Origin of the sequence: Paenibacillus sp. 1001270B_150601_E10 (assembly GCF_015558675.1) — a bacterium.
In the GTDB taxonomy this organism is placed as follows: domain Bacteria; phylum Bacillota; class Bacilli; order Paenibacillales; family Paenibacillaceae; genus Paenibacillus_B.
Genome location: NZ_JADMOL010000002.1, coordinates 81674 through 99129, shown reverse-complemented (window position 1 = coordinate 99129; position 17456 = coordinate 81674). Strand labels below are relative to the sequence as shown.

The window sequence follows — 17456 nt, the reverse complement described above, 5'->3', positions numbered from 1 at the left end:
GTTATCCAGTTTCGTCATATTTGAAAAGGCTTGCAAGAGAACGATTTCATTGTGCCATAGCTCTCCACAGATTGGTATGAAGGATACTCCCCTAACATGAACAATTCTGCTATTTGATGATATAATATAAACAAAAGAATGATATGACGCGGTAAAAGGAGCATATCGCCAATGAATCTATCCCCTTCTTTCCATACGGCCTTTAGTCGTCTGTATGCGGGCTATGCCAGACATCGCAAGCCAATGCATATGCACATCCCTGCCTTAAAGCACTATCTCATCCGGCTGCAGATCGAGGGTTCTGCTCATATTGTCATGGGGGATCAATATCTCTCCATGAGTCCTGGACATTTGCTCATGCTCAAGCCTGGCGAATCCTACGATCTTCGGATCGGCTACAAGAATCCCGCAACGTTTGAGCCTCATGCCAAAATACACAGCTTTGATTACTACTTGATCATTAATGGTCCTTGGCTTGACGCTTGGTGGGACAAGTATCAGCCTGCCTCAATTTCCGCCCATGCATTGGATGACCGTATGCTGACACTCTGGAGAGAGATTATGCAGGAGCAACGCCTGCAGGAGATGCACATGAACGATATTGTTATGCACTTGACATTTGCACTATTTCAGATGTTCGATCGGAAGCTGAAGCTCCAAGACATTGAGAACATCGATATCCGCACGACACGGCTTGCCCATCAGATGAAGCAATATATTGATCGCAATCTGATCGAGAGCTTCACAGTGAACGACGTAGCTCAATCGGTGGAGCTTAGCGCCTCACGCGCAGCGCACATCTTCAAGGCGGAGTTCCAGCAGTCGATAATGGATTATGCGATTGACGCAAGAATCTCGCTTGCCTGCGAGCGCATCCAGCATGAATATATGTCGATGGAGCAAATCTCAGAGCTGTGCGGCTTCCAGAGCTATACGTATTTTCACCGCACCTTTAAGAATCGGATGGGGCTTTCCCCGAGACAGTTTCGAGATCAGCGACAGCTTCAAGGTGAAATCCAGTAGTGAAGCTGATGAAGATGCTCCTTCTGGGGCAACCTACCTTTTTGTATAGAAGAAAGATCACTTCTACCACAACATAAGGTCAAGCAACCGCTTCTCTCTAAAAGCAAACGGTTAATGATATATTAGGAAGCACTTTTCCTGAATAAACGGCTTTTTTCTGATCAGCACGGCTTTATCGTCTGCGTGATTTTCATTATCCTCATTGGAATATTACTAATCGGTGACAAATGTTGTTTTCCCTTGAAGTACGTACGCTACTTCGTTATGATAAGGGTGTGCTTAAAAATATTTTTCATGATTTTCTTCTATTTAATTAAAATTTTTTTCGTATTCGGCTTAAAGGATGATGGTGATGTCAAGCATTCTACACGCAATCAAGCAAGAATTGGATCAGCTTCATCAGCAGGAACGAAAGCTAGCCGACTACATTCTCCACTTTCCGGGCAATGTAGTCACGATGGGCATCACAGAGCTTGCCGAGCAGTCTGGCACTTCTGCGGCAACAGTGACCCGCTTCTGCAAAAGCTTGAACTTCCGCGGCTATCCAGACTTCAAGACGAAGCTTGCCCTTGATCTTGCTCAATCAACCGCTCCGATGACCTATCAGGATATCATTGCAGGCAATCCGCTTGCCGATATTGTGTCCGCTATGGAGCAGAATCACCTTCGTTCCATCTCAGATACGACACGCCTCATTGATCTGCAGGCGCTGGAGCAAGCGATTAACGCTTTGAATCAAGCGGGACGCATTGATCTGTACGGGGTTGCGACCTCGGGAATCGTCGCGATGGACTTCTATCAGAAGCTGATTCGGATCGGCAAGAACGCGACCGCCTTTCCTGACCCGCATATGCAGGTCACGTCCGCAGCAAATCTAGGACCTCAAGACGTCGCCATCGGAATCTCTTATTCCGGCGAGACGCCAGAGACCATCGATTCGCTGCTTGGCGCGAAGGAGCAAGGCGCGACGACCATCTCGCTTACAAAAGTCGGCTCTAGCACACTAGCAAGTGTCGCCGACATCAATCTCTTTGCCTCGTCCTTGGAAGAAGGCATGCGCCGAGGAGATATGGCTTCTCGTATTGCGCAGCTGCATGTCATCGATATTCTGTTCGCCGGCATGGTGAGCGAGCAGTTCGATGAACGCATTCCGAAGCTTGAGCACTCGTATCACCTGGTACGCAAGTACCGTAAAGATAAAGGGAGGTAATCGTTAGTGAACATTATGACTTTTAACACGAATGAGGAACTGGACCAGATTGGAGCAGGGATTTTTGCAAGCCTCATTCAAACAAAGCCAAATGCAGTACTTGGTCTAGCTACAGGAAGCACCCCAATCGGCATTTATCAAGAATTAATCCGTCTGAACCAAAAGGGCTATGTCAGCTTCAAAAACGTCCGCACGTACAACTTGGACGAGTATGTAGGCTTGCCTGAAGGCCACAAAGAAACGTATCGTGCGTTTATGGACAACCAATTGTTCAATCACGTCGATATCGACAAGGCGAACACGCATGTTCCTAACGGTATGGCGGAAGATCTAGAAACAGCCTGCAAGGAATATGATGAAGCGCTTGCGAAGGAATCCATTGATCTTCAGATCCTGGGTATCGGCCATAATGGACATATCGCATTCAACGAACCGGATTCTCATCTTCATGCAGGCACGCACGTCGTAACCTTGAAGGAAGAGACTCGCCAAGCAAACGCTCGCTTCTTCAACTCGATTGATGAGGTTCCCACTCATGCGATTACGATGGGAATCGGATCCATTTTGAAAGCAAAAATGATCATGCTTGTCGTTCGCGGCAAAGAAAAAGCGGAAATCGTACACCGCGCCTTGACAGGCCCTGTAACAACAGAGGTGCCTGCGTCCCTCCTTCAAACTCATCCTAATGTTGTCGTATTACTCGACAAGGAGGCATCAACATATATCCATGGCTAATACAACCTTTACGATTAAGAATGCTCGCGTTGTTACTCTCACTGGTGTGCTTCAGAATGCGGTCGTTCGCGTAGAGAATGGCCGTATTGCCTACATCGGTACTGCTTCCCAGCTTACCGAGAAGGAACAAGCTTATCTTGCTGACGCGATTGACGCTAAGAATGGCTATGTTCTTCCTGGATTCATTGATGTTCACGTGCATGGCGGTGCTGGTTCAGACTTTATGGATGCCACTGCAGAAGCCTATGATACGATTACGAAGTTCCATATGGAGAATGGTACGACAGCTATGCTTGCCACTTCGATGACGCAATCTCGTGAAGCACTCGATGCGGTCGTATCCGCTGTCGACGCTTATCAGAAGAGCGGCTCGAAGTATGCACAGCTTGCAGGTCTTCATCTCGAAGGCCCATTTGTGAATCCGAAGTATAAAGGCGCTCAAAATGACGCCTTCATGATGGATCCGCAAATCGACTGGCTTGAAGATTGGCATGAGCGCTACCCTGGCGTAATGAAGCAGCTCAGCCTTGCTCCTGAACGCAATATGGCACTTGAAGCGATTCGCTGGTGCCGTGCTCACGGCATTAACGTAGCTGCTGCGCATACGGATGCCACTTTCGATCAGATCGAAGTTGCGGTCAATGCAGGCTTGAACCAAGCGGTTCATACCTTTAATGCCATGACACCGATCAACCACCGCAATCCAGGCACAGCGGGTGCCGTGCTGTCCGATGATCGCATTACAGCTGAAGTGATTGCGGATGGACATCATGTTCACCCTGCTGTGATCAAGATTCTTTACCGCTCCAAGGCTCCTGGCAAGCTGGTGCTCATTACCGATGCCATGTCTGCTGCAGGCATGCCAGACGGTGAAGGTTACTCCCTTGGCGGACTTAACGTTACGGTTAAAGAAGGCGTTGCTCGTCTTACTGAGGGTGGATCGCTTGCAGGCAGTACGCTCACGATGATCGGCGCGCTGAAGTTTGTTATGACGCATCTGGGCCAGCCTGTCGAAGAAGCTTCGAAGCTGGCAAGCTACAATGCGGCTAAGCAGATCGGCATTGATCATGTGACAGGAAGCATTGAAGTCGGCAAGCAGGCTGACTTGGTTCTTACGAACGACGACTTCGATATTCATGCGGTGTGGGTACAAGGCCAAACACACATGCTCTAATTCTATGAACATACGCAATGATATATAGATTCGGATGTTGCTTCTCTATCCAAATGGATAGAGAAGCTTTTTTTGTTTTAGAAGACACTCTCCTATTTTTCCTCACCTATTTTTATAGATAGGGACAACTCCCCTTTACCTCATCATGAACAAAAGAATAGGATGTACTATCCAATGGACAAGGAGGTGTCATGCATGGGATATCGTTACGACCATCAGAAAAAGTGTCATGATTACGACCCTTGCAAAAAGCACAAGAAGTGTGAGGAAAACTACGATTACGACTATGAGTACGATTATGACTTCGAGGAAGATTATGGCTACGATTATGACTATGAGTACGACGAGGAATATGATTACGACTATGAGATAGAAGATTATGAGCATGATAAGTGCAAAGAGAAAAAACACAAAAAGCATAAATGCAAGGATGACAAGAAGAAGGATTGCAAGAAGAAAAAAGAGAAGAAGCACTGTGCTAAAAAAGTGGTCATCATCATTGAATGTGATTGCAAGAAGTGCAAGGATAAGAAGAAATAGTAATGCCGCTCTCCGCTAGACATTATCCTTTTGCATGCATTTCGCATATAAATCTCAGCTACTCCACAGAAATATAAAGAGACTTGCCTCTTCAGGAGACAAGTCTCTTTCCCTTACATCAAATCCTGCACTTCAACTGCGATCACCTACTACATTCGCGGATAACGGACTTCCCATCTTCTCTGTCATCCGTATCGGTCCAGATGGGGAGGTCAAATACGACCTCGACTCCTCCATGCGCATTCTGAATGCTATATTGGCTCCCATGCTTCTCAAGCAAATTTTTCACAATCGACAAGCCGATTCCATATCCGCCATCATGCCGGCTTCCTGATTCATCTGTTCGATAAAAAGCATCCCAAAGATGTGAAAGATGCTCCTCCGAAATGGTATGCCCAGGGTTAAATACGGTTACTTCCACCCACGAGCCCCCCTCTCCGCTTGGATTAGGCATTCGCGCCGACGAGCGCACAGACACCACAATGCTGCCGCTTCCTTCAGCGTGACGAATAGCGTTCGTAAGCACATTCGTAAAGATTTGTTGAAGACGTCCCAAATCGGAGCGAACCTGTATCTCATCCCCTTCAAGCCCCCAATGCAGCTGAAGCTTTCGACCATCTGATAGAGAGGATAGGGTATTCAACGTTTGCAAAATAACGTTTCGAAGCGGTACAGCATGCCATTGCAAGCGAAATTTCCCACTTTCCAGCTGTGACAAATCCAGCAGATCATGAACAAGGCGAGACATGCGGTCCGCCTCGTTAACAATGACCGTTGCGTACTTTTCTCGCTTCTCCCCTTGTCCCACATTATCTAGCAGCGCCTCTGCGTACCCCTGGATGAGACTTACGGGAGTCTTCAATTCATGGGATACGCTTGCTACGAAACGCTTGCGCAGGCGTTCCAGCTTCTTCTCCTTCTCAATATCCAGCTGAAGCTGATGATTCGCCTCCTGCAATTCCCCCATCGTATCTCGAAGCTCTGTCGCAAGGTAATCCAGCGTGCCTGCCAGTTCACCTATCTCATCCTTGCGCTGTATATCTGTACGTTTGGAAAAATCAAGCTTGGCCAAGCGCTTGGCCGCTTGATTCAGCTTTACAAGCGGACTTGAGATCATCTTGCTGAACAAATAGGCAAAGCCCAACAGCAGCAGAATAGCTGCTGCATAAAAATATTGATAAAAACCTCCAAGCATCTTAGCCGCATCAGAGACTGGCTCCAACGTAGAGACCGCAACCAAGTAGCGTTCCGATCCTTGGTCTGGTTCCAACTGCGCGATAGCTGTCCATATGCGCTCTTCCCCTTCTTTACTACGGCTTGGTCTGTCCTGACGAACAAGTTCCGTACGGATCTCGCCATGAAGAGGGGTCTGCAGCATGTCACCGAGATAGAATTGCAGCATATTGTTTAGCCTAAGGGCGTCAGCATTATACCAATCTATCGATTGAATATCCCGCAGTGGCACATTTTCTTTAGGTGAATCTTCCGGCACCCTGTGCTCAATCCTCTTTGGAATAAGAGGGGCTGTCTTCTCCTGCTTGCCCGCATGCTCACCAGGGTCGGTCGTCATGAGATCAATCGATAAGGTTGGGCCATCTATCGGAACTCGCTTCACATTCATCTGAAAAGGCCTTGTTCCCAAGTAGACATCGACCTGATCCCCTTTCTTGTAAGCGATGCCGGTCAAGGAATAATGCACGTCGTCAAACTCGACCACACGCTTCATCTGGTCGGATTGGCTAGGTTCTGCCTGAATCTCGTCATACAAGGACTGAAAATCCTCACGCAGCTGCGAGGAACGAACCTTAAGCGAATAAGACTCGAAAAAGAAGAGCTGAAGCACCATGAACAAGGTGACAAAAAGCAAAAAACCAATCGCGGTCGTCCAGTATACCTTCGTTGTTAATCGTCTTGCGCTCCATTTTCTCATGGCTGATATTTGTACCCGTTGCCTCTCACCGTAACAATTCTCCTTGCTTCAACCCCAAGCTTTCTGCGCAGCCGCTTAATGCTTGTGTCAACGGCACGCGCGTCTCCGAAGTAGTCAAATCCCCAGATGCTGTTCAAAAGGCTGTCACGTGTAAGCACTTGATTCGGATGCCTCATAAAGTGGCTTAACATTTCGAACTCCTTGGAAGAAAGAAGGATGACCTTGCCCTGAATCCGAAGCTCTCGCGCCTGTTCATCAAGGTCAAAGCTCTCGGGTTCTTCCTCTTCTGGCTTTATATCCAGCAGGCAGAATCGTTCTGCCAGAGCCCCGACTTTTGCCGCCAATACTTTTGGACTAAAAGGCTTTGTAATGTAATCGTCCACCCCGCACTTATAGCCGGCAAGCTTATCCTCCTCTTCTGACTTTGCTGTCAGCATAATGACCAGCGCATCGGAGAACTCTCTCAGCCTCGAGCACACCTCATACCCGTTCATTCCTGGCATCATAATGTCAAGTATAACCAGATCAATAGACGTTTCTTTCATGATCCGTAAAGCTTCCGTCCCATTTTCCGCTTGCAGGATATTGTATCCTTCATCAACTAAGTAATCCGCAATGAGCTCCCTCATGAGCGCTTCATCATCAACAATGAGGATCGTTATCCTTTGCTCCATCTCATCGTCTTCCTTTCTATATATGTGACACCTAGATGACACACAAGGCAGATATAGTGTTTCCTGCAAGCCGAGACAAGCGTGATCTATCCGTCCAAAAAATACACACCCCATTATGGAGGAACCAACATGAGATTGCAACCTAAGCTTCGGCGCGATCCTGTCATCGCGCTGATTTTTCTCGCCCCAAGCCTAATAGGGTTCATGCTCTTTTATATCATCCCCTTCATCATGGGGATGGTGTACGCTGTCCAAGACGGCTCAAAGGCAGCCCACTTTGTAGGGTTAGACAATTATATTCAACTCATACAAAGCCAATCTTTCCGAAAAGCGGCATGGAACACCTTTTGGTTTACATCCGTCAGTGTACCCATCATGCTGATGAGTGCATTATGGGTAGCCATGGCGCTTAACAGCAAGCTATTCATACGGAGATTCCTTCGAACCTCCTATGTCCTTCCACTGGTTGTTCCTGTGGCATCCATTGTCTTAGTCTGGCAATCCATCTTCGAATGGAACGGTGCCATGAATCATCTATTCGAGTGGTTCGGCTGGGCTCGAATCGATTGGTTCAAATCAGAGTACGCCAGATGGATCGTCCTGTTCTTATATCTCTGGAAGAACCTTGGCTATAACGTCATCCTTATACTCGCTGGCTTACAGCAAATCCCTAAAGACTTCTACGAGGTGGCGGATATTGAAGCAGGAACAACATGGACGAAATTAAAGATTACGATGATCTATTTGACACCGACACTGATCTTTGTCGCCATCATGGCTATCGTTCAATCATTCAAAGTGTTCCGGGAAACCTACCTGCTGGCGGGAGATTATCCGCATGATAGCATTTACCAGCTTCAGCATTATATGAACAATATGTTTGCATCCATAGACATCCAGAAGCTGACCGCTGCGGCTGTATTAATGGTGTTAGCCATATGGCTGGTAGTGACATTATTGTTCCGTGCAGAACGATGGTTCCGCAGCTTTATGAACTAATAGGTTAAGCCAATAGAAAGGAGGAACACCCATGATAAGAGCAGCCGGAATCCAAACCAGCGAAGCATCCAAGAAGTCCTTTACTCGGGGCCTGCTTACACTCGTACTGTTAATTCCTGCATGCATCTTTCTGCTCCCCATTGTGCTTACCGCAGTCAACTCTATCATGACTGGGGATGAAATCCAGCGCAATTACGCAGCACTTGGGCAGTCCGGAGCCACAGGCTTCATTAACTTGAAACTCATTCCGGATTGGATATCCTTCGAGCAGTACAAGCACATCTTAATCGACAACGTTCACTTCCTGCGCATGTTCTGGAACTCTGTCCTGCTCGTCGTTCCAATCATCGTCGGACAGACGATTGTAGCCAGCCTTGCCGCCTATGCGTTAACGAAGCTAAGGTTTCGAGGGAGAGAAGCGCTGTTCTATGCATACCTGATCACGATGCTAATGCCGTTCCAAGTCACATTAGTGCCAAATTACATTGTCGCGGATTGGCTCGGCTTGATTAATACGCCGCTGTCTATTATCGGACCTGGAATCTTTGGCGCATTCGGTGTCTTTTTACTGCGGCAATTCTTTATGAATATTCCTTATGCCTATATCGAAGCAGGCAAAATTGACGGTGCCGGGCATTTCAGAATCTTTCTATCCATTCTATTGCCAATGATACGCCCTGCGATTATCGCTTTAATCCTGCTCTTGTTCGTGGATTACTGGAATATGGTCGAGCAGCCGCTCATCTTCTTGCAAGATGCGATGCAGCAGCCTTTATCCGTATATCTCTCAAGACTCCGCGGAGACAGTCTCAAAATTGCCTTCGCAGCCTCGATGGTGTATATGGCTCCAATGGTGCTTCTCTTTTTGAATGCTGAGCCCTACTTCATTGAAGGCGTGCAGCAATCTGGGATAAAAGGGTAACTGGATAAGGAAAAACGCAGGATTGTAGAGAAAGGAGGAACCCGCATGGAACAAAATCCTAAGATCAGCAAGTTGTGGAGATGGCTTCTGATCCTATTTGGTATTGCGATGGTCTTGCTAACCCTGCTTAGCGGCACGCTTCAGAATCTAATGCTTCCAAAAGCCATTACTGGAAAAGCATCCGCAGACAAGCTGCAAACGAAAATTGAAGGAGAAGGACAACTGAAGGCGCTTGAGCAGTATGATGCGACCAATTCAAACGGCTTGCCTATCCTCGATATTCGGGTGAAGGAAGGAGACGCTGTCTCCAAAAGCGACATTCTCGTTGTATACGACACATCTGAGCTTGAACGCGGAAAGATGGACATAGAGGCGGGAATCAAGCTCAAAAAACTGAATGGGGACAAGCTTAAAAGCGATTATATTGCTGCAAAAGTAGAAGGTGACGAACAAAAAATACAAGAGGCCAAGCGGGGTCTCGAATCATATGAGATTGATCTTGGCATCGACCAGCGCAAGCTTCAAGCTTTGCTTCAAGATATAGAGAAAAAAAGATACAGCAAAGCCCCTTATGACGGAATCATCACCGAAGTCAAGGCAAGCAAGAACGATGCCCCATCTTCAGGGCAATCGATTCTAACCCTTGTCAAACAAGCGGAAGGCTATCAATTTACCTTTTCCTTAACGGAAGAACAAGCAAAATGGTTAGAAGAAAAAGAGACGGTAGAAGTAGAGCTCGTTGAAGGTAAAAAATCCGCTCGCGTCAAGGGAAATATTGAGTCGATCGCGTTGGGAGCCGAGCGTACGGCGAGCAGCTTCGGTGCTGCTGGTGTCGGTAAGAATGTCGCGGGAGAAAAAGAAAAGCCAGAAGGCAGCGCGACTCCTGACTCTTCCATGTTCCAGGTCACGATAACGATCACTGAAGGACCAAAGGACATGAAGCTGTTGCCAGGAATGAAGGCAGAAATCGACATTTTGCGCAGTCCTAAAGGGAAAGGTCATGTGCTTCCAAATGAATGGATCAAGCAGGATAAGGACGGGAAATATGTCCTCGTCGTTGAAGAACAGCTTGGCGCATTCGGCAATGACTATACGGTTAAGAAAGTTTACGTCAAAGTGATTGCTTCTTCCGGAGAACAGTCGCTGGTCAGTGGACTGACAATAAAAGATGAGATTATCACAGAATCATCAGAGCCGCTTCAAGCAGGGGACCGGGTTCGCCTGTAACCTTCAATTATGACATGGAGAGGAGAATTTCAAGAATGAAATTAAGTCATTCAAGCGTTTATAAAAAAAGCATGGTTATCCTGTTCATCATCCCTATGCTCCTTGCAGCATGCGGTGCACCAGGAACCGAAGATCAAGCCCAAAAAAATGAAGACGAAAAAAAAACGGTCGTCATCTCAGTCACGGAATCGAATCGATTTCTAGAATATGCGGAGCACGCCTTTGAAGAAAAGCACCCCGATGTGGATATTGTCATCAAGTCCTATCGCGAAACCCAGGAGCTTGGTGAAAACCAAATGGGCATTGGAATGACTCAAGAAGAATTTGAAAAGTATGTGAGTACCGTGAACACGGAGATGATGTCTGGAAAAGGCCCTGACATCCTAACGATGGGTAGTCTTCCGGTTGAACAATATGCAGCCAAGCAGCTGCTCGTCAATTTTTATGATATGATGAGCGAGGATCCTGATTTTGACAAAGAGCAATTCTTTCAAAATATATGGGATGCCATGGAGATCAGGGATGGCCTATATTCCCTTCCGATCGGTGTCGCGATAAGCACAACGCAAGCCAACCAAGAGATTTTGAACCAGGCTGGAGCAACGGTAAGCGAGCCTTGGACATGGGAAGACCTCGACCGAATTACGCAGCAAGTCAAAGAGAAGCTTGGACCTGATTACTATGCGGGCGGGAACAACAAACCTGAATTTTATCTGTACGATCAAGTGCGTGAAAACTATGTTCAACTCGTCGATGCTACTGGCAAAAAAGCTCATTTCGATTCACCTCTTTTCAAGCAGCTGATTGAACAAGTTCAAAGCATGTATAGAAATGGTACACTGACGGAGGAAACCGTCGATTATGAGCATGCGATATTTAATAATATGTCGATCATGAAAATGAGCTATTATACCAACTTCTCTAACAACAAAACGCTGATGACACCGTCCATGGATAAAAAGCATAACCAAATTGCCTTTAGTGCTGCTTCATATGGACTGAACAACAACTCTCCAGTTAAGCAAGAGGCATGGGAATTTCTCAAATATCTGCTATCTGACGAGATGCAGCAATCACCCGATTTGCGAGGGCTGCCGATTCGCAAAGCCATTTACAACAAGCAATTCGATGAGCTTATTGATCAAGTGAAAAATGGATCGATTCTTTCTGACGCTAACGATGATTCATCAACTTCGAAGAGTAAGGAATTGGAGCAGTTGCGTCCACTGATAGAAAAGGCCAATACCAATAAAGATAGCGATAATAAGGTGCTCAATATTGTTCTGGAAGAAACCCAAGCCTACTTTGCCGGTCAGAAAGCAATCGAGGAAGTGGTTCATCTCATTCAGAACCGGGTTACGACTTACTTGAACGAATAAGAGGCTTAGATGAATATGTAAAAAACAAGAGGCCCTCAAGCTCACGCAACATTATGGCTTGAAGGCTTCTTTTATTTTGATTTTATTGTTTTGATGTCTTAAATGAGGTTGCTTCCATTTATTCACCTGCAGCAATTTCAATCATAAGCCTTGTTCCCGCACCTACTTGGATGGGCTGATCGAACAGGATAGCGCCTTCCATGTACGCATAATGAAGCTGCTGCTGCTCTGATTTGACCGATGTGATCGATCGCTCACTTAAAAACGGCAGTCTCCAAGCATGAAGCGAGAGCGTGCCGTACAGCACATGGAGCATCACTTGATCCGCCGTTCTTGTGAATGTCCCCCACCCTGCATCCAGCGACCAAAAGGTCTGAAATTCATCCGCCGAACCTACCGGATCAAATCCGATCATGCCCTCTACCATATTGTATTCAAAGCCGCTAATAGCAGGCAGCAGCGCATAGCTGGCCAAGGAGCGGGCATAATGGCTCCCGCACTCGAATTCATTCCAAGGGTTCCGCTTATAGCCGTCGAATCGATCGCGAATCGCCTCAACGATCTCAAACCCTTCTGACACAAGTCCCTCTTGGATCATATGAATGGCCGCCTGATACTCGAAGCCAGTCATCGTCTCCTGCGCGTAAGTAAGCGGAACGGCTGGCTTCCTTGTGCCTTCTGGCCACGTGCAGATCATAAGACCTGCCTCATCGTTCAGACTGTAGATGCGGCAAGGGTTGAACACTTCTCTTATGCTTTTCTTAAAGTTATATTTATAGATCGACGCAAGAGCGCTCTTCGTCTGCACAGGATCAAAGATTTCACCTAGACCCATCAAATTGGCGTGCCACTGGGCCACGACTTGATCAATTCCGCAGCCATCCGCCACCTGATATTTGATTTCTTGCTTTTCTTCATTCCAGTATGCGGCTGACGCCTCATCATCGAATACTTCCAGTACAGCTTTATCCTTCACATTAATCATCTGCTGATAGTAGGAGCCATTGAATAAGTACTGATTGGTCCAAGCCTTTCCTTTAGTGAATAGATTAAGGTATTCTTGCGCCGTAGCAGGTTCGCCAAGTGCTAGCGCCATTTCAGCTCCTGCCTTTAAGGCGCCGAGATAGAACCCGTTCAGCCATGCGTTCGGTCCAAACAGCTCCATATCCAAGGTATGATGCTGACGGCCTTCCAGCACACCGTCCTGATCCACATCCCATTGATCCTCATTTGTTGCTGCCCAAGCATATTCAATTGATTTTTTGACCTCTGGCCATAGGGTCTTCAACCATTCAGTATCCCCGCATATCTTCCAATCGCGATACGTTTTCATCACTCCGCCGAATTGACCGTCTGCACAAGCTCGATGATTGTAAGCCATTCTGCCAAGAGGAAGCGTCAATCGAAACTGCATGCGCCCATCCTCGCGCTGGTTATAGCGATAATCCAGATCACGCATGGATCGTTCCAGCTTAGGGAATAAGAACGGCAAAGCATAAGCGTAGTTCCACACATGCGTACAGGAGCCTTCACAAGAGCCGCTGTCCTCCAAGCAGCCTTCCCATCCATAGAAAGAACCATCTGCTAGCCGGACACAGGTCGGAGATTTAAGCACAGACAAATTCGCCGATACAGCCTCAAGAACAACTGGAGGCAGGGTTGACGCAAACAAGGCCTCTTTGAACTTCAGCGTCTCGTCATATAAACGATCCCAGTGCTGAAGAGAGTAAACAGCGCTTGCGGTAGAATCCGCAAATAAAGCAGCGTAATAGTTTTTCCAGGTGTTAATTGTGGTGGAATCACATGCTCCCTCTTTCCCCTCACATTTCTCAGGGTTCCAATAATTCGTGTAGTTCGGAAAGCTCCAGCTTATGATAAAGCGAACGGAACGCTTCTCACCAGGCGACAGCTTCACATGAGCGGCAAGCGTGCTGTGATCCGTATGCTCAGAGGCTGCTTCTGCCTGGGCACTCTCATAATGTCGGCTCTTGAGCTTCCCCGTTGTCGCAAAATCATTCCAGAACATTTCGACATTGTCAAACCAGCCGCCGCGATACCAATACTCCTGATAGCTTGCTTCATCGGCATCCGTAGCGATTGTAATATCACCGAATTTCGGATCATCATTCTTGTACAGGCTGGAAGATTGCTTGATCCAATGAATATTTTGCTCAAATGTATATTTGCAATATCGCTGTTGATCCATGAACGGATTGGACACAGTCAAAGCAACCGTATAGTCAAGCGCACGATCTGAAGTATTCGTTAGTTCGATATCAAAATAAGCACCCGGTATGCTGGAATCCTGATCGTTTAATGGAATAAATGGATTAAACGCTGTCATTTGTACCTTTCCAGGAAACTGCCGGTCGTTGAACACAAGCTTCGCGATCGGAAACTCTCCTGTAAAAGTCAGGTCTTCAAAATGAGGAACCCCAGCAAGCGTAGAGCGATTAGGACCGAATCCATACCCACTATGATGCCGATATCGAATATTCCCCATGTAGCTTGGAGGGAGATCGCCATGCAGCACACGAGCATCTACAAGCTCGCCATCTGCCTCCGCTTTGACCGCAAAGTGGCTGAAATAATTATCGCTCTGCTTGTTAGGCCGATTATAAATCTCCCAATCAATCAAGCGGCCACAGCCTGACAATCCGATACTGCCTGATCCTATGCCGCCAAGAGGAAATGAGATCTCCTTTGCTCGTTCCCCTTTATAGGTGAATCTGCTCATGACTCACAGCTCCTTTAGATGAATGAATTGGAGAATGCGCTTTCTTTTTTCGTCACTTGAATAGTCGTAATTCAAACTCGTTAGGGAAGTAAGATGCGTAGAAAACAGCGCGATCGATTTAACGCATAGATGATTATATTTATCGTTCACGTGCACGGAGTTATTGTATCAATACTTTCATGCCCTGTAAACCAACACGTTCACTTCAATTTTCTCTTGGCGTTCACGTGCACAAATTGACCCTTCATCCAGATTGATATACGATATTGCCAATAGAACGAGAGAGCGGTGGTTATGTTGAACAAAATCACAAGCAAGCAAATTGCCGAGCAATGCGGGGTCACGCGAGGAACGGTTGATCGCGCACTGAACAATCGCCCCGGCATTAAGGCAGAGACGAGAGCACGCATCCTAAAGGCAGCCGAGGAATTGGGCTATCGCCCTGATTATTTGGGGCAGAGTCTTGTTAAAGGAGAAACAAAAACGCTTGGCATGCTGACCTTTGATATGCATAACCCCATCTTCGCTCAGCTGTACCATGCCTTCGAGGATGTCGCAAGACAGCATGGTTATTTCGTATATCTTGCGCTAACCCACAAAGACAAGCACGTTGAACAGCTGCATATCCATCATCTGATGGATCGGCGTGTCGACGGCCTTGCCCTGAACCCCATCAATGAGGGGGAAGCATTCGTGTCCTTTCTTCACCAGACACGCACCCCTATCGTTACATATGGGAATCGCGTATCCAGGCACATCCCACATGTATGGATCAATGATCAACGAGCCGTGCAAGAGGCTGTGCAGTATATGGCCGCCAAAGGCTATCAGCATATCCTCTACGTAAGTCCACCGCTTCAATATGAGGGAACAGAGAATATTGATGTACCCAAGCAGCGCTATGTCGGACTGCAGGCCGCTCTTCAGCAGCTGCCGTCGATGTCATGCACGGTGTTACGGGAGAAGCACTATATCAAAGATCTAATAGAACTCCTTCCATCGTTGTCAAAAAAGACCGCGATTCTCTGTACCAGCGATATTTTCGCATTGGAGATCTTAAAGATATTAAAGCAGCCATACATATCCGTTCCTGATCAGATTGGCATTATGGGATTCGATAATATTGGGATGTTGGAATATGTAGAGCCGGCGCTAACGACAGTGGACTATACGATCGAGGAAATCGGTCGTTCCCTCGCTGAGACGTTAATTCAGCAAATCCAAGGCGTGCAGGTCAATGCAGATATCGTAATTCCGCATCGCATTATTGAACGAGCATCACTGTAACTGCTCCACAATGGTTGTATCCACTGTAATCGTGATGCTGCCTTGTAACTGAAAGCAAAGGCTGCGGTCGTGGAGCATTTTCAAAGGGAGAAGAAGATGAACATTGAGATTACAAGTACGGGCTTCAAATTACAACTGTCGTCGATTCTCGCGATGGCTTCAAAGTAAAAGAAGCAAGCATTGATTAATAGGAGGTCTATGGACCCGATCTGTTAGCAAGCAGCCCCTCCCATCTCTTTCTATGTTACAATGCACGTAGTAAGGAGGTTACTATGAAAAGATTTTTACTAACATCACTGGCACTGCTACTAACCGTAGTAACTATGCTCGGCTGCTCGCTCGAAGAGGTATCCCCTATGAATGCCTCGACAACACCAGAGAAGATGGATGCTCAGTCCGTCGGCTCCGAGAAGCTTGAAGTCCACTACATCGATGTCGGTCAAGGGGATTCGACCTTGATTAAGACACCAGACAGCAGGTACATCCTCATTGATGGAGGCGACAATCACAAGGGCGACACGGTCGTGGATTATCTCAAAAAGACGGGCGTGCAGGAGCTCGATGCTGTTATCGCTACTCATCCTGACGCGGATCATATCGGAGGTCTCGATACGGTAATAAATGCGATACCTGTAAAGTCGGTATACGCACCGAAGGTTTCACATACCACCCAAACCTACAAGGACTTTCTGCTAGCCGTTAAAAATCGAAACTTGAAAATCAAATCTGCGAAGGGAGGGCTTGAACTCCCATCCGATGGATTGAAAGCCTCGTTTATCGCACCCGTTGGCGAATACGGCAAAGATCTAAATGCGTGGAGCGCTGTATTGCGTGTTACATACAAGGATACAACTTTCCTATTCACGGGAGATGCAGAAAGCAAAAGCGAAGCCGACATGCTAAGCAGCGGCAGCTTCTTAAAGGCGGATGTCCTTAAGGTTGGCCACCATGGGTCGGACACCTCAACTTCGATGGAATTTCTAAACGCTGTTAAGCCGAGATACGCTGTCATTAGTGCAGGCAAGGACAATAAGTATGGCCATCCCAAGCAGACCATCCTTAATCGTCTTAAAAAGGCCAATGCAGCCGTGTATCGAACCGATAAGCAGGGAACTATTATTGCAACCAGCGATGGTGCATCCATCTCATTTCGAACAGAAAAGTGATCGGTAAGATGATTGTAAAAAAGCCGTGGAGTTCACACTCTCCGGCTTTTTATTAACTTATTTAACTTAAATATCTCACTCCTAATCCTACGCTTAAATCGGATAAATTTCTTATCCTTTGCTTCGAAATCATCAATGGCAGCATAGGAGTTCAGATCAATGATTTGCATGATTTCTCCTTTTTAGAAAAATGCTCTTCGTTCGTCCAACAAAAAAAAATATAAATTCTTCTCCAGGTGAGCCACATTCTCGCATGAGTTTCAATAGCTCATCCACGTACTGAGATCATTCCTGAACATTTGGGGCATTATAACAACGACAACCGGTTTTTGAGAAAAAGATGAAGGTCATTCATAAGTAGTCTATTTTACGTACGAAAAAGCGCTTGGGGAAAAATATTTAGCGGTTAAATTGTGGAATATGGAAAAATTACAATGATCTACAATATTGATA

General features: G+C 46.7%; 14 protein-coding genes. 11 read left to right on the top strand and 3 right to left on the bottom strand.

Translation table 11 applies throughout. The features are described 5' to 3' along the window. The first annotated feature begins 171 nt into the window (after positions 1-171). From I2H74_RS05445 to I2H74_RS05425, 5 genes are all read left to right on the top strand, one after another. Positions 172-1023, top strand: coding sequence for an AraC family transcriptional regulator (locus I2H74_RS05445; protein ID WP_195572276.1), 852 nt, complete (start codon positions 172-174; stop codon positions 1021-1023). Positions 1024-1375: 352 nt separating this feature from the next. Then, positions 1376-2233 carry a MurR/RpiR family transcriptional regulator gene (locus I2H74_RS05440; RefSeq protein ID WP_195572274.1) on the top strand — a complete coding sequence of 286 codons (858 nt, stop codon included), beginning with the start codon at positions 1376-1378 and terminating at the stop codon, positions 2231-2233. Between the two features lie 6 nt (positions 2234-2239). After that, positions 2240-2968, top strand: coding sequence for a glucosamine-6-phosphate deaminase (gene nagB, locus I2H74_RS05435; RefSeq protein WP_195572272.1), 729 nt, complete (start codon positions 2240-2242; stop codon positions 2966-2968). Beyond that, positions 2961-4142: an N-acetylglucosamine-6-phosphate deacetylase gene (gene nagA / locus I2H74_RS05430; RefSeq protein ID WP_195572270.1), complete on the top strand. Its 1182-nt coding sequence runs from the start codon at positions 2961-2963 to the stop codon at positions 4140-4142. The genes nagB and nagA overlap by 8 nt, the downstream gene beginning before the upstream one ends. Before the next feature lie 195 nt (positions 4143-4337). After that, on the top strand, positions 4338-4682 hold the full coding sequence (locus tag I2H74_RS05425; RefSeq protein ID WP_195572268.1) for a hypothetical protein: 345 nt from the start codon (positions 4338-4340) through the stop codon (positions 4680-4682). Between the two features lie 142 nt (positions 4683-4824). Here the strand turns inward: I2H74_RS05425 and I2H74_RS05420 are convergent, their stop codons facing one another. Together I2H74_RS05420 and I2H74_RS05415 are read right to left on the bottom strand one after the other, a co-directional pair. Next, positions 4825-6612, bottom strand: coding sequence for a sensor histidine kinase (locus tag I2H74_RS05420; RefSeq protein WP_195572266.1), 1788 nt, complete (start codon positions 6610-6612; stop codon positions 4825-4827). Next, positions 6609-7286, bottom strand: coding sequence for a response regulator transcription factor (locus I2H74_RS05415; RefSeq protein ID WP_195572264.1), 678 nt, complete (start codon positions 7284-7286; stop codon positions 6609-6611). The genes I2H74_RS05420 and I2H74_RS05415 overlap by 4 nt, the downstream gene beginning before the upstream one ends. Positions 7287-7415: 129 nt before the next feature. Here I2H74_RS05415 and I2H74_RS05410 point away from each other — a divergent pair, with 129 nt between their 5' ends. From I2H74_RS05410 to I2H74_RS05395, 4 genes are read left to right on the top strand one after another with little or no spacing between them, the layout of a single operon-like run. Then, positions 7416-8285 (top strand): carbohydrate ABC transporter permease, encoded by an 870-nt coding sequence (locus I2H74_RS05410; protein ID WP_195572262.1) that lies wholly within the window; start codon positions 7416-7418, stop codon positions 8283-8285. A gap of 31 nt (positions 8286-8316) precedes the next feature. Beyond that, positions 8317-9207, top strand: coding sequence for a carbohydrate ABC transporter permease (locus tag I2H74_RS05405; RefSeq protein ID WP_195572260.1), 891 nt, complete (start codon positions 8317-8319; stop codon positions 9205-9207). 45 nt (positions 9208-9252) lie between these two features. Further along, positions 9253-10434, top strand: coding sequence for an efflux RND transporter periplasmic adaptor subunit (locus tag I2H74_RS05400; RefSeq protein WP_195572258.1), 1182 nt, complete (start codon positions 9253-9255; stop codon positions 10432-10434). A gap of 35 nt (positions 10435-10469) precedes the next feature. Continuing rightward, the gene (locus tag I2H74_RS05395; RefSeq protein ID WP_195572255.1) at positions 10470-11813 is read left to right on the top strand and encodes an ABC transporter substrate-binding protein; all 1344 of its coding nucleotides are present in this window, start codon (positions 10470-10472) and stop codon (positions 11811-11813) included. 118 nt (positions 11814-11931) lie between these two features. Here the strand turns inward: I2H74_RS05395 and I2H74_RS05390 are convergent, their stop codons facing one another. After that, positions 11932-14550, bottom strand: a complete 2619-nt coding sequence (locus tag I2H74_RS05390; RefSeq protein ID WP_195572245.1) for a GH116 family glycosyl-hydrolase — start codon at positions 14548-14550, stop codon at positions 11932-11934. A 294-nt stretch (positions 14551-14844) separates the two neighbouring features. Between I2H74_RS05390 and I2H74_RS05385 the strand changes: the two genes are divergently transcribed. Continuing rightward, positions 14845-15837 carry a LacI family DNA-binding transcriptional regulator gene (locus I2H74_RS05385; protein WP_195572243.1) on the top strand — a complete coding sequence of 331 codons (993 nt, stop codon included), beginning with the start codon at positions 14845-14847 and terminating at the stop codon, positions 15835-15837. A gap of 356 nt (positions 15838-16193) precedes the next feature. After that, on the top strand, positions 16194-17003 hold the full coding sequence (locus I2H74_RS05380) for a ComEC/Rec2 family competence protein (RefSeq protein ID WP_229106466.1): 810 nt from the start codon (positions 16194-16196) through the stop codon (positions 17001-17003). Positions 17004-17456: the final 453 nt, after the last annotated feature.

Coding starts and splice junctions, on each gene's coding strand:
- I2H74_RS05445 (WP_195572276.1), top strand. CDS start 172: ATGAATCTATCCCCTTCTTTCCATACGGCCTTTAGTCGTCTGTATGCG.
- I2H74_RS05440 (WP_195572274.1), top strand. CDS start 1,376: ATGTCAAGCATTCTACACGCAATCAAGCAAGAATTGGATCAGCTTCAT.
- nagA (WP_195572270.1), top strand. CDS start 2,961: ATGGCTAATACAACCTTTACGATTAAGAATGCTCGCGTTGTTACTCTC.
- I2H74_RS05425 (WP_195572268.1), top strand. CDS start 4,338: ATGGGATATCGTTACGACCATCAGAAAAAGTGTCATGATTACGACCCT.
- I2H74_RS05420 (WP_195572266.1), bottom strand. CDS start 6,612: ATGAGAAAATGGAGCGCAAGACGATTAACAACGAAGGTATACTGGACG.
- I2H74_RS05415 (WP_195572264.1), bottom strand. CDS start 7,286: ATGGAGCAAAGGATAACGATCCTCATTGTTGATGATGAAGCGCTCATG.
- I2H74_RS05410 (WP_195572262.1), top strand. CDS start 7,416: ATGAGATTGCAACCTAAGCTTCGGCGCGATCCTGTCATCGCGCTGATT.
- I2H74_RS05405 (WP_195572260.1), top strand. CDS start 8,317: ATGATAAGAGCAGCCGGAATCCAAACCAGCGAAGCATCCAAGAAGTCC.
- I2H74_RS05400 (WP_195572258.1), top strand. CDS start 9,253: ATGGAACAAAATCCTAAGATCAGCAAGTTGTGGAGATGGCTTCTGATC.
- I2H74_RS05395 (WP_195572255.1), top strand. CDS start 10,470: ATGAAATTAAGTCATTCAAGCGTTTATAAAAAAAGCATGGTTATCCTG.
- I2H74_RS05390 (WP_195572245.1), bottom strand. CDS start 14,550: ATGAGCAGATTCACCTATAAAGGGGAACGAGCAAAGGAGATCTCATTT.
- I2H74_RS05385 (WP_195572243.1), top strand. CDS start 14,845: ATGTTGAACAAAATCACAAGCAAGCAAATTGCCGAGCAATGCGGGGTC.
- I2H74_RS05380 (WP_229106466.1), top strand. CDS start 16,194: ATGAATGCCTCGACAACACCAGAGAAGATGGATGCTCAGTCCGTCGGC.